The following is a 13,039-nucleotide window of genomic DNA, read 5'->3' as shown; positions in this document are numbered from 1 at the left end:
TCCAAGGTTGTATCCGGACATGGGTTTGCTTCTGCTTCGGGGTTGGGGGCAGCCTCTGGAGCATCGCTGGGAGAGGTCAGCACCTGCTGGACTAAGACTTGGTACATCAAGGTTTGGTCTAGTTCAACCTGCTCATCTATGGGCTGGGGATCTGGGGAACTGTTTAGGGGTTCAGAAGCAGACCAAGCTGGCCCCTCTGCAGCTGACGGGACGGGCTTTCCCAATACGATACGATGTGCGATCGCTCTCCTAGCATCGATGACAGATGACTTCCGCTCAGGCAATTGGCTCGGCGAAATCGCCCCAGAAAGTGGCTGAAACTTTCGTCGGGATCAGGGGCTACTTCAAATAACCAAGGACGGATGGATTGAGTTGGAGTGGCAGTGTTTCGAGTTGGTTTTATACTTTATGCGTACATATGGTATGCGTACATATGGGTATGCGATCGCTTTCTTCTGTTTTAGTATTTTAGCTATCTAGTTCTCGTGCGAGCCAGTCGGTTCTATATCAATCTGTTCTCTATCTGCCGGACGAAATGGAGCAATTTAGATCTGGCGCGGCTCTCTTCACGGACTGGTTAGGGAATGGAGGTTTGCCATTCTAAATGCTTTTCGGCAGTGGTTCTTCGGTTCCGCTTTTTAAGGGGACGACAGGCAGCGAGGGTCTTCCGAACTGTTGAGTCTGAATATTCTCCTCTGCAAAGGTATGTCCCTAAATTAGCGCGATTGCAATGCCGATATCAGCATCTTAAAACACAACTCAAACGGGGCGATCTCGTTGTTTTTCACGAGGCTGACCAGGACTCAGTGGTCACGGGGGATGGCGCTTAATCTGATCTTTGTCGGCTTTGGTTTGTGGGGGCTTATTCGCTACATCGACTTACTAAAACGTCCGGAACCCTTCGACCACATTCGTACAGTGTTCTGAATTTTGCTTGGCTCTGGCGAGTTGTCTAGCCATCTCTAACTCGGTATGTATGAATTCTAAAACGTTGACTCATTCTTCAGATCCCAATTCTCGACTACACTATCGTCCTGAAATCGATGGACTGCGAGCGATCGCCATCCTGGCAGTTGTTGTCTATCACTTCAATCCCAGTCTGTTGCCAAGCGGCTTCATTGGGGTGGATATCTTTTTCGTTATCTCGGGCTTTGTTGTGACCTACTCGCTAGCTCACAAGCCGGATCAACCTTGGAAGGACTATTTGCTCTCGTTTGCGGCGAAGCGTATCCAACGTCTGTATCCTGCGCTCATTGTTTGTGTGGTTGTGACGGGTTTGGTGGGATGTCTATTCATTCCTACGCCAACGATTTCCTTGCAGACGGGCATTGCTGCGTTAGTTGGATTCTCTAATCTTTTGTTGTTTCACCGCAGTACGGACTATTTTGGGCAACCTGCGAATCTGAATTTGTTTACGCAAACGTGGTCGTTGGGGGTCGAGGAGGAGTTCTATATTGCGTTCCCGATTCTGGCTGGGTTATGTGGCTTCTGTGTGCGGCGCTGTCCATCTGGACGCCAACGGTTGTTCTTGGCGGTGCTATCTCTATCGGTGGTGTCGTTGCTTAGCTATCTGCATTTTTCTAGGGTTTATCCTTCGGCTGCTTTTTTTCTCATGCCGGTTCGGTTCTGGGAGTTGGGGGCCGGCTGTCTAACGTTTCTGCTGACACAGCAAGGCGGGTCTTGCCCGGTTTTGTCATTGCGAATGCGGACGGTGTTGCAGGGGCTGAGTGTCTGTTTACTGGTGGGGCTGCTGTTGGTCAGTCAGAGTGTTCAGGTCTTTACGACGATCGCGGCGGTTCTTTTGACTTGTTGCGTTATCGGTTGGTTTGACTCGAATGCGCTGATGACTCGTCTCATGTCTACTCACGGGCTGGTCTCGATTGGGCGGTGGTCGTATTCGCTGTATTTATGGCATTGGTCGGTGATTGTGCTCTGTCGGTGGACGATTGGGGTTTCACGGTGGACGCTGCCGTTTCAATTGGGGGCGATCGCGGCGCTGGCGCTGATGTCGTATTACTGGGTTGAGAAACCGATGCGGCACGCTCAGTGGTCGCCATCTCAGGTTAAGACAATTGGGAAGGGGCTATTGAGTATGGCAATCGCGGGGCTGTTTCTATGGATGTTGGCGAAGCCGCTGCAAGGCACGCTTTATTCTGGTAGTTACGATCCGGAACTCTTTCAATCGTCGTTTCCGCTGGATTCAAGTTATGAGTTATGTAGACGTACGCCGCAGGTTGCGGCAAATTTCAGCGATTGTTCTTACCCACCGTTAGAGGCGCTACCGGATTCGTTTCGGACGCTGTACATTGTGGGGGACAGTCATGCGGCGGCGCTCAAGGCGCTGGCAAGTCGTTTTGTGAATGACCGTAGGGTTGATCGGGTGGTTATGACGGGGGAAGGGGGTTGCTTTTTTTCGATGGACTTGGAGCGTTCGGCGTTAACGGATAGTCCAGACACGGACTGTCTGGGGCTGTTTCGAGCGTTTCTGGCGGAGGTGATGAGTCATGGCCGTTCTGGCGATATGGTTTTGGTGGCGAGTCGATACAAGCTCTATTTTGCTACTCCCAATCATCCTAATGATTTACAACACTGGCAGCAGGGGGAGTTCGCTCTGGCTCTGAACGATAGACGGCTGCCTCTGTCTCAAGGGTTGGAGGTTTACTCGGATGAGTTGATCGATATTGCTCATCAATTGGCGCAGCGGGAGATTGCTCTGGTGGTTCAGGCTCCGTTGCCGGACTGGAAGCAGTATCCGATTCATTGCCAGTCTCAGTGGTTTCGTCCAGACTGGGCGTTGTCTGATGCTTGTCAGTTGAGTGCGGAAACGGAGGTGAACGTATTACAACCCATTGTGACGGCGTTTCGTCGGGCGGAATCGCTATCTAGCAATTTGCATATCTACAATCCGTTTCCGCTATTTTGTTCGGTGCAGCGATGTTCTCCGTTTCTAAATGATGGGCAACTCGTTTTTTCGGATGATGATCATCTCAATAATTTTGGTGCTTCATTGGTCTACTACGATCTGGTTGAGTTCCTTCGGGCGCGATCACTGCTCTCTTCTACACCTCCTTAGCCACCGCTATTCGCGATCGCCTATCCAATATCAGTTACGTTGGCGTTTAGTTTACCGCTGCCTTCGGGTTGGGACGGTGGCAGGAATATCGACATCACTCAAACCTCGACGGAGGCCGCACAACAGGAGTCTGGCGTCCGTTGGACGATTGAGGCGTTTCACCGCGAACTCAAGCAATTGACTGGGGTAGAGGCCCAGTGCCGCAAAGCCCGGATTCAGCGCAATCCCATTGCTTGTGCGCTGCTCGTCTGGACACGATTGAAGACACTTGCTTACCAGCGTGGGCAAACGATTGATCAAATCAAACATGGTCTGTTGTCCAACGACTTGATAACGCAACTTAAACAACCGGCGATCTCAATGGTTCTTGCGTAAGTCCTGACTCTATGCAAAATTTTGCGGAATCATACGACTATTCAGCAATGCAGTTTCCTTATTCCCAAGCAAGAGCGGCGACCTAGTTCCACGCCAAAAATTGACGATCTCAGAACTTTTGAGACCTTTGCCAACGTTCATGGTCACTTGACTCAACAAGACATGGTTCAGCAATAGCCGTTTAGAGTCAGGTGAAGCATTAGCAGATGCCATTGAAGAAGCATTTAGAATAGCATCCTAGTCAACCCTTTCATTACTATAATCTTCCTGATCACCATGGGCACGACCTAAATAGGGACTCCCCTGGTAGCTACAGGAAACGTTCTGGAATCAACCGGAGCAGTTCCCGCCCCAAACGTTCATACAGAAAAATTCGCTCAGAATAGATCTTGGCATAGCCCGTTGCCCCTAGGCGCAGGCGCTCCTCTGGATTATCAATCACAACACGTACCATTGCCACCCGCTGCTGCTGGGTTGCATCTACTTCTACGTTGTTGAGAATATCATCAACCTTACCACCATAGCTTTCTAACTTAGATTGACGGGGACGGAACGACACATCTTTTCCAATTTGCACATATTCCAAATCTTCTTCCTTAATCTCTACGTTCGCCACAAGTTGGCTGAGCTCTGCTATCTCTATCAGCGCACCTTCTGAACGAACCTCCTTACCCACTAATAAATCTAAATCACTGGTAATAACGGTTCCTTCTGTCGTAGCTGTGAGCATGAGCTGCGATCGCTCCTGTTGCAAATGCTGAAGACGCTGTTCTAGGGTTAAAATAATGTTCTGCTGAGCCGAAATCTGCTGACTCCCCTCTACAATCAGTTGGGACGCCAGAACACTCGCTTCTTGGTAGGCAACATTGCCCGATTCCCCAATAGCCTCATCCTGTAGCTGGCGCTGCACCATGCGCATCCGTTCTACATTGGCTGCTAGATCTCGCTCAATATCTAGATAAATACTGCGCTCATCGTTCACTCGCTGAGAGGCGATCGCTCCATCCGCCAATAATTCTTCATAGCGGCTGATCTTGTCTGATGCTTCTAGCAATCGTTCTTCTAAGCGTTGCTGTTCTACCTGCAAAATCTGCATCTCCGGCAACAACACTCCCTGCTCTAACTGACTCACTCGACTCAACACCCGACTGGCGCGATCGCGGGTAGCCTGTTCCTGAGCGATCGCCTGCAAGAGAGCCGCTTGGGAACGAGTATGCTCCTGCTCTGCCTGCTCTAAACTGCGATAGGCTTGGGCTAGCTTTTCCTGCACATCCGCAATTTCTCGCTCCAGATCCCGACTCACCAACTGTAGAATGGGCTGCCCTGGCTGCACGCGATCGCCCGTTTGTACCAACACTCGCTCTACCATAGCTGGCATAGGTGCATGAACCGACTGTCGCGCCGTCTCCCGCCAGCTTAGCTCTACGTCTCCACCCACTTGGTAATCCAACGGAATCATGCTGATGCCACCAAATCCCAGAGCGATCGCTCCCCACACCATCACTCGCCGTTTCCACGATGGTTGTGCCACCGCCGCAGGAACCTTAGGAGCCGCTGGAGGGGCCGGAGATTGGGCTGCCGGAGCCGTTGGGGGCACCACTCGAAAGGGACTGGGTTGAGTAGAAGGCTGAGACAGATGCTGGGATGGACGCTGGATCGTCATGGTAGATACTCCGATATAACAACAGGACGAATGCAAACAACGGATTAGTTTTGCGGATCTGGAGCCAGATAGAAATAGGTTGCCCAAATGGCGAGTAATACAAGACTCGTGATCGGCAGGTAGGTTAAAGTCCAGTTAGCAACATTGAGAAACAAAAAACCAAAGACGGATAGAACATACATAAAACTAAAAGGTGCGTAAACGGCTAAAACCCAGCGATCGCCTCCCTGTTCTTGACTAGGCTTACCGGTTAATAAATTGCCATAGAACTGCAGCGATCGCTGTCTTAGGTTATTGATTCCCGTTGCGGCCACCGCCAGGTAATAGCCATCAAACTTAGCCAAGGGATTCAGGTTGACTGCAACTGTAAAGACAGAAGCCGCAAAGAGTAAAAAACTCATCCGCCATAGCCAACTGCCCACCGCCAAACTATTCCAGAGCCAAAAGGCAAGGGTAGCAATGATCAACTGACACAACACCCCAGCTCCCACCACCAGCATCCGCTGCGATCGCTTGGGCAAACTATACTGGTCGGTAGTATTCGTATAAGCTACAGGCATCAAAAACATGAACATAAAGCCCATTTCTGGCACAATACCACCGTAGTATTTCAGGGTAAAGGCATGACCCAGTTCGTGCAGCGTCACCACCGCTAAGGCCAAGAGCCCAAAGGTGATGGTCGTTCCCATATCTAGATGGGTCAGAAACATCTGGGCCGTCCACAGTAAGTTACTTCGTTGGTGGAGAGCGATCGCCCCTGTCCCTACCAAGGCAATGCACAGCAGCATCCAGATTGTCTTCGTCCAAATCCACCGCAGTCGATCAATATGCTTGCCAAGAAATGAATCCGGATTCCACAGAGGCAGCTTAAAAAATAACAACTGCATGGGCGTAAACTTCTTGCGGGGCGACTTGGGCGGCGCGGTGCCTTCCAGCATCCCCGTAAGCGCCAATTGCTGAAGCAGCGATCGCATCTCTTCTATCGATACGCCATACCGGGAAGCGATCGCCACCGGAGCCTCTGTCCCCAGTTGCTCCACAATTTGTTTACCCACATCGTTAAGCTGCACAAAGGTGATATCCACTGGGTTCCGCAAAATCCAGTGGCCATCATTCGTTTGAATCCAATGCACAGACTCTTTGAGACGCGGCCCTGTTGTGGGACGGAGGGGGGCTACAGTCTCTACATCCTCAGCCGAAGACGGCTCTTCCGCAGAATCACCGACGCTGAGAATGCCTAGGTCAACCAGCTTATGCAACAGATCAGCCATGAAGCTATCGGGCAGGTCTGAAAACTCCTGCCGACACATCTGCCACACGCGTCGGATAGTAAACCGTCCCACAAAGTACCGCAAAGCATATCCTTCCGCCACCGTCATGGCATGACGTACTGCCGCTTGTTTTCCCCGCAGCCAAACACGCTGCCCATCTGGGTCTTGCAGCAGCACCCAGTGTAGGCTTAGATCTGGGCAAAGCCAGGTATCATTCAGTTCAGCGCGGACAGGCGGGGTAGATGTCATGACGGGAAACCTAGGAAAATGCCTCTACAGAGGATTACGCAGGACTGTTCGGTTTTTATGCAGCTCTGCATAAGCTTTACGAAATCCGTAACAATTGTTAGGAGACTAGGAGGGGGCGATCGCTCCTTGGACTACAAGAGTCGGTGGAGAGCGATCGCCCCCTCCTAGTCTCAAAGGGCGATCATGCCTTAATGCTCAATGTTCGCGTAGGTCGAGGCGGAGCCAGCGGGGGGGGGAGATGGTGATAGATGTGGTCATAGTAAATGTAAAAAGGAAAAAAGAAAGGCGTTGCTGAATGAAGAGATGAACTCAGGATGTGAGCATCTTGCTCACACTCACAACTCATTCACCATCAAGGTAGTGTGAGCGTCTCGCTCACGGCTCCTCAGCATAAATCATATATCGATTCAGCAACGCCAAAAGAAAGAGCAGGGAGCGATCGCCAGTTGTGGAAGAACTTGCAAGATACAAAATATGATAGTATGACACGTCAAAACTTTATGAGATTGTATTTGCGCTATGCCTAACAATATCCTACAGCTAAGTTAAAAGACTATCTGCGTAATGTCGGATCTAAACATTCATGGGAATCGTCTTGATAACTTCCATTTCTCCCCAAGTGAAGAAGTTCTGTGCAAGACCAGCTTCATGGAGCATTTTCTCTGCATAATACTTGTTGTCAAAATTGTATAGATCCGCTATCAAAAGCGTTATTTTGACTGTCAAAACTCCAGATCTTGGATTTTGAGAACCATCATGTTCCCATTTGAAAGATGCGCTATAAGAATGATCAAATTGACCAAGAGCCAGATACCAATCTCTTGTGCCAGAATTACTTGCTATCTCCCAAGAGGAGGGATTTCCGGAGCCTTGAAATCCCATAACAATTTTTCCTTCTCTATACATTGAGGACACATATTTTTTTGCCTCTTCAACTAACTTAGAAGACGATCCTTCAAAATCAACAACTCGCTTAATCCATGGTGAATCTTCTATAGCTTTTCTGACATCAATTTTCTTATCTTTTCCACCATTCTGTAGATAGTGAAAAAGTAATTCGGCTGCATTTCTAGATCCTGCAGCGTAAAGAGCAGCCGATCTAATAGCTACGGAATCATATAAGTGGGCATAAAGAAAGCGGTTTCTACTCTTGTATCCTTGCCTCCTAGTTTCTTCATAGCGAAACTTGAAGTGATCGAGGGTATATGCTACAGGAATTGGCCCGGCATAAAAGTAAGAATCCCTAATTTTCACGTGAATAGGGGTGTTTTTCCAATTGATGTTTCCAGAATTATTGACCGGTACATTTGAGGGTGGCTGAGAAATACTGGGAGTTCCGGAACCATTTTGATATGCAGTTGCTCGACTACCATTCCAGATAATGTATCCATTCTCGAATGTCTGCTTAATAAATCCATTTCCAAGCCCTACTTCCGCACTAGTTGGAGCACCTAGCCAACCATTAAGACCTCCATCAGTATCTAGGTAGGTTTTTCGGATACCTCCATACAGCGGGAATGTTCCATGGCGACTACTCACAATTGAGCCATGTTGAAATAGCTGATATGTCGCACCACTAGGGTGGGAGATGATGCCAGAAGTAGGATTTCCTAGGGTATTTCTATATTGCTGGAATACAGGATAGAAGTTTCCACTAATCCTAAATCCACCAATTGTGATGCTTGTGGACGGGGTTGGAGTTGGGGTTGGGGTCGGCTGTATAGGTGGCGTAGCCTGATTCATTTCTGTTCGGGTTGGGCCATTCCCGTAGACAATTCTCCCCTTCTCAAAGTTCTGAACGATGACTCCATTCCCTACGCCGATCTCCCCGCTAGTCGGTAAGCCAAGCCTACCTTGATGACCACCTTCAACATTTAGGTAATGTTCACCAATCCCTCCAAACAAGGGAAAAGTGCCACGGCTGGAGGTAATAATCGCTCCTCCCTGAAAGTTCTGCCTAACACCGCCCGAAATTTGATAACGATTGGATGTCGGTTGGCGAAGGATCCCACCGGAACCGCCAAGATTGTTCCATATTGTTAAGAACTCGCCCGTCACAGAAAACTGTGACGGGGCTGCAACTCTCACCGGAACTAGTATGCTTTGTCCTGTCGGGATAACGTTCGGGTTAGGAATTCCATTTTTCTGTGCAATGAAATTGTAGTAGGGAGCTGACCCATTTCCCATTGTATTGAAAGCAATTCCAGATAGAGTGTCTCCAGTACGAATGGTATAGGGCACCCAGTTGTAGTAACTGCCCATGAACTGATCTGCGACAGCTCGCTCACCTGGAGTGAAAAGACCTTCACCTGTCCACGTATCTGGCGTTAAAAAGGCAGGTGGCACATATTCTTCTGGAGAAGTTGACTTTGCAAGGCTGACTGCAGCAACAATATTTAAGAGACCAGCCCCAGTCTCAAGATCCCAGTTGGGAGATCTCAAATCAGTTGCCGTATTTTTAAGAATCTCAATGATTTGACGATAGCTGAGACCAGGATTAGCTGCCCAGACTTGAGAGACAGCTCCGGTCACCTTTGCGGTAGCGACAGAGGTGCCAGCCATCGTTCCTATGCCATCTTCAGCCAGCGAAACATAGGGAATGTCAATTGTCCCGCCCTGCGCCATAATATCCAGGCCATAGCCATAGCTAGAGTAGTCACTTCTATCATAGGCTTTGAATACTTCCAGATCAGAATACAGACGTTCTGCAGCACCCACTGTAATGATGTTGTCAAACTCCTGTGAGGCCTGCCCTAAGACAGACATTACACCACCATCATTACCCGCAGCAGTAACAATAAGGACATTATTCTGCCGAGCATATTCAATCGCTGCCCGCTCTTGAGGAGTAAGTTCATAGCGTGTAGTGATGTTTCCATCCGCATCAACCTGAGTCAGATCAAAACTGAGATTGACCACTGCATTAGGCTGCTCCGACTCAATTGCGGCATCAACAAACTCAATCAGCGAATTTGCCCACTGCCCCGACCCAACCGCTCGTCCAAGCCAAAGCGGAGCTTGGTCATTGATACCGTCAATACCCATGTCATTATCCCGCGTCGCTCCAATGATGCCAGCCACGAAGGTACCATGCTCATCTCCCTCTCCCGTTTTGATCAACGGATTGTCGTCTCCATCAATCCAGTCGCGACCTCGAATAATTCGAGAAGAATCAAGATCGGGGTTATTCTCATTAAACCCAGTGTCAATAATTCCAATGAGGGGCTGATCTTCCACTGGAGCATCAAACGATGGATTTAGGGTTTCGACGATGTAAGATTGGGCATACTCTACCAATGCCGTACCCAAATCCTCGGTACGCCAATCGTTGGCTGGGTCAATCCAGTTTTCCATTAGCTCAGCATTGCCGACCGCACCGCGCACTTGGAAGATAATGTCGTTGTAGTCGCGATCGCTCCCTTGGTCTAACCGTAGGTCTTCAAATACAAACGTGTTCCCATCTCCCGTCACGTCCACAATCTGACCGGCTTGTAGACCATCCTCTGGATTGTTCGTCGCTAGGGAAAAGAGGGGACGAAGATTTCCTTCCAGTCCCGGATTGTCTACTAACTGCTCCACTCGACCGTTGGGTACCAGCATGATGCCAAATTCATCACCGGGGCGCATGGTGAAGGTCTGCACACCCAGATAGTCACCGCTGTTGAAATCTTGACTATCACTGCTTCCTAGAGTGCCGCTAAAGCGCGCTCCCTCGGTGCGATCGGTCACGATCACATGTCCTAAGTCAGAACCACTGGCAGCTCGACGGGCAGCTTCTTGGATAAAAGCCTCAGAGCCAGGCTCAAAGTCGTCCATCCCATCTAGGCTAAAGATAGCCAGCTCCCCTTGATAACCGCCGCCATCAAAGAGATAGTCAATACCAATTTCGCCAGACTCGCCAACAACAAATACACCTGATTCAAAGGTATAAGGCTCTGGTGGATCCATAAACGGTACTGACTCAAGCTCTGAATCATCCCATGGGCCTTCAGTCCAGGTATCATCAGGCGAAGCATCATTTAAGTCACTAAAATCACTAGACTCATCGGTAGGATAGCCTGAATCATCCTCCCAATTCATATCTAGCTCAGATTCGGATCGTTCAACCGTAGGATCCACGTAGCCTGGAACCTCGATAGAGGTAGCATCTACGGTTTCTTCAACACCATCTATCAAACCGCTGGGGGTGAGGATAGGTTCGAGAGCAAAGGCTTGCAAGGTGGAAGCAGGATGGGAAAACTGGCTAGATTGTGACATGGGTAGATTGCAGTGATTGTATGCAAATTTGGCAAGAGATAACGCCAGAAGTCTTGCAGAAATCCTAACGTTAGGGAAAAAATCAAGGGCGATCGCTGCTCATGGAATCATCAAGGTTGATTGCAATAACGTCAGTGCCACTCAGCCAAGCACCGAAGTTTAGCTCCGCTCACCTGAGCAAGAATACCTGACTAAGCAATATACTCACCTATGGGTTCGACCAGGCTCAGTCAACAGACGGCTTGATTCTGTGGATTGAGCTATATCGACACGCAAAACAACCATGTTTCTCGGGCATTTCAGGTGATCTTCCATTGAGCAATCGATGTTGTGTTTTACCTGATATGTTCTTCAGACAGTATGACTGAAAAATATGCAGCGATAGCCTTCTTCATACAAAATTAGTATTTTTCTAGCATCACTTTATCAAAGCAACATACCTGCATATTTTTTGGTGGATTTTGCAGAACTATACAGTGCCTATGATTCAATTCATTTCGCAACGCTATAGAATACTTGTCACAACCTTAGTTGAATAGAACGATAGAGTCAGGAATTTGAGCACGTTTCAAGCTACATGTAACGGTGGGTAACGAGTATCGAGTTACTTTACTGATTTTTCATGCTTATGCTTGGGAATGTCTCCGTATAAACTCGCATGACTTGAGCGAGCAAAACGCGGTAAAGTCTACGGCCGTGCCAGTATTTTCCATGGTGCGATCGCCTATAGACAAGCGATCGCGGATTATGAGCAGGGTGTTTCTTATATTGAGCTTAGTTATGCTATGTCAAGTATGTCGAGGATCCGGCCGGCGCTGGTTCGTTAGGTACTGTATCGGCAGAGTAGTCTTGTGGGGGCTGATACCTACCAGTGTCCTTGCTGTTGAAACGCTGGATCGATCGGATCAGGGGTCGGTTTTACAGGAGCGATCGCTAGCGATCGCTCCTGTAAAACCGACCCCCGTCCCAAGATTTACTGCCAGAGCAGCCATCGTTTGCCCCCATTCCCGATCTATCGCCAGAGCTACCAAGTCCTGTGGAGCTAAGCATTCCAGAGGTAGATGTTATAGAGCTTAACACCGTACCGCTGGACACATTTGTGGCACAGTCATTTCAGTTTTTGGGTAATACTCAATTTACCGATGCAGAATTAACTGCCCTTGTAGAAAACTATACCGGACAAATTCTCAGTTATCTTGACCTAATCGAGGTGAATCAGGTGATTACTCAGTTTTATGTCGAGCAGGGCTATATTACCTCTGGTGCAGTGATTCGCTCCGATCAGTTGACTAACGGGATAGCCATCGTGCAGATTGTGGAGGGACAGGTCGATGAAATTGTAGTGACCGGAACCGAGCGGCTGCGCCCCAGTTATGTGCGATCGCTTCCGGCATCATTCGCTAACGTTTCACTAGAGTTTGGACAAAATTAGTTGGACTAGAGGATGGGGATAAGCAAACAAAAGTCGCTCATCCCCCTCAAGGAGTTGAGACTAGGTGAACCTGGGTACTAGAAGCAGATGATTAGACCGTCATGGTCGCAGCAAGCATCCGTATAGTCTTGGAGGTTTTCGGTCTCGGTGCTCGTTTTTTTACCATTGAATAACGGAGCCGGCGCGCGGGGCATTCTCCATGCGTCCGACCTGGAGATTTTCCGCGGGGTTTAGGGGGGTGAGCCGGCGTACCAATCGCGAGCAAAATGCTGGCAAAGGCTGGGGCGACCCGACCTGGGGCTAGATTATCTTGAGCAGCTTGCCAGGGCAAGGGGGTATCGATGCACTCTCCAGCGCTCAGTTGCCTGGACGGAGTGGAGTTGGGGTTGTGTCCAATGTAGCCGTTGCTTAGCAAGGCGATACCAATGTTCCAGGGCAAACCGCCGTAGGTAGATGCGCCAGATCGTCTCCAGGTCGGGCATCTTCTGACCGGCATCTGAACGGGTGACAACGTACCTAGAGAGCTTGCTGCATCAGGGATAGGGCATGAAACCCGCGCTGAAAATAGAGCCGTTTATGGGGTTTGAGTGCTATCAGGTGGAACGCCCAGTCAGCCCATAATTCCATCGCATAGATCCATCGTTGACCATAGAGCCCCAGACTAAAATCACTCTGGCGAGGCGTCTTATCGTGGTGCTCTTGGATACGTCCTACATACT

At 49.3% G+C, this 13,039-nt stretch carries 5 protein-coding genes and 3 pseudogenes; 3 read left to right on the top strand and 5 right to left on the bottom strand.

Annotated features, from left to right (window positions below):
* Positions 1 to 224 (bottom strand): annotated as a pseudogene (locus JUJ53_RS00645) (hypothetical protein); the annotation flags it as partial.
* A gap of 767 nt (positions 225 to 991) precedes the next feature.
* Here JUJ53_RS00645 and JUJ53_RS00640 point away from each other — a divergent pair.
* Complete coding sequence (locus JUJ53_RS00640; RefSeq protein ID WP_204150061.1) at positions 992 to 3,073, top strand: acyltransferase family protein; 2,082 nt, start codon at positions 992 to 994, stop codon at positions 3,071 to 3,073.
* 141 nt (positions 3,074 to 3,214) lie between these two features.
* A pseudogene (locus JUJ53_RS25365) lies at positions 3,215 to 3,448 on the top strand (transposase); the annotation flags it as partial.
* A gap of 310 nt (positions 3,449 to 3,758) precedes the next feature.
* On the opposite strand, the gene JUJ53_RS00630 reads toward JUJ53_RS25365, so the two are convergent.
* The 3 genes from JUJ53_RS00630 to JUJ53_RS00620 all read right to left on the bottom strand — a co-directional run bounded on the left by JUJ53_RS00630 (position 3,759) and on the right by JUJ53_RS00620 (position 10,888).
* Positions 3,759 to 5,111, bottom strand: a complete 1,353-nt coding sequence (locus JUJ53_RS00630) for an efflux RND transporter periplasmic adaptor subunit (RefSeq protein ID WP_204150059.1) — start codon at positions 5,109 to 5,111, stop codon at positions 3,759 to 3,761.
* Between the two features lie 44 nt (positions 5,112 to 5,155).
* Positions 5,156 to 6,631, bottom strand: coding sequence for a site-2 protease family protein (locus tag JUJ53_RS00625; protein ID WP_204150058.1), 1,476 nt, complete (start codon positions 6,629 to 6,631; stop codon positions 5,156 to 5,158).
* A 573-nt stretch (positions 6,632 to 7,204) separates the two neighbouring features.
* Positions 7,205 to 10,888, bottom strand: a complete 3,684-nt coding sequence (locus tag JUJ53_RS00620) for a S8 family serine peptidase (protein WP_204150057.1) — start codon at positions 10,886 to 10,888, stop codon at positions 7,205 to 7,207.
* A 1,099-nt stretch (positions 10,889 to 11,987) separates the two neighbouring features.
* On the opposite strand from JUJ53_RS00620, the gene JUJ53_RS00615 reads away from it, so the two are divergent.
* On the top strand, positions 11,988 to 12,320 hold the full coding sequence (locus JUJ53_RS00615; RefSeq protein ID WP_204150056.1) for a POTRA domain-containing protein: 333 nt from the start codon (positions 11,988 to 11,990) through the stop codon (positions 12,318 to 12,320).
* Between the two features lie 516 nt (positions 12,321 to 12,836).
* On the opposite strand, the pseudogene JUJ53_RS00610 reads toward JUJ53_RS00615, so the two are convergent.
* Positions 12,837 to 13,039 (bottom strand): annotated as a pseudogene (locus JUJ53_RS00610) (IS4 family transposase); the annotation flags it as partial.

The organism is Leptolyngbya sp. CCY15150, assembly GCF_016888135.1.
In the GTDB taxonomy this organism is placed as follows: domain Bacteria; phylum Cyanobacteriota; class Cyanobacteriia; order RECH01; family RECH01; genus RECH01.
This window is presented reverse-complemented; position numbering and strand designations above follow the sequence as displayed.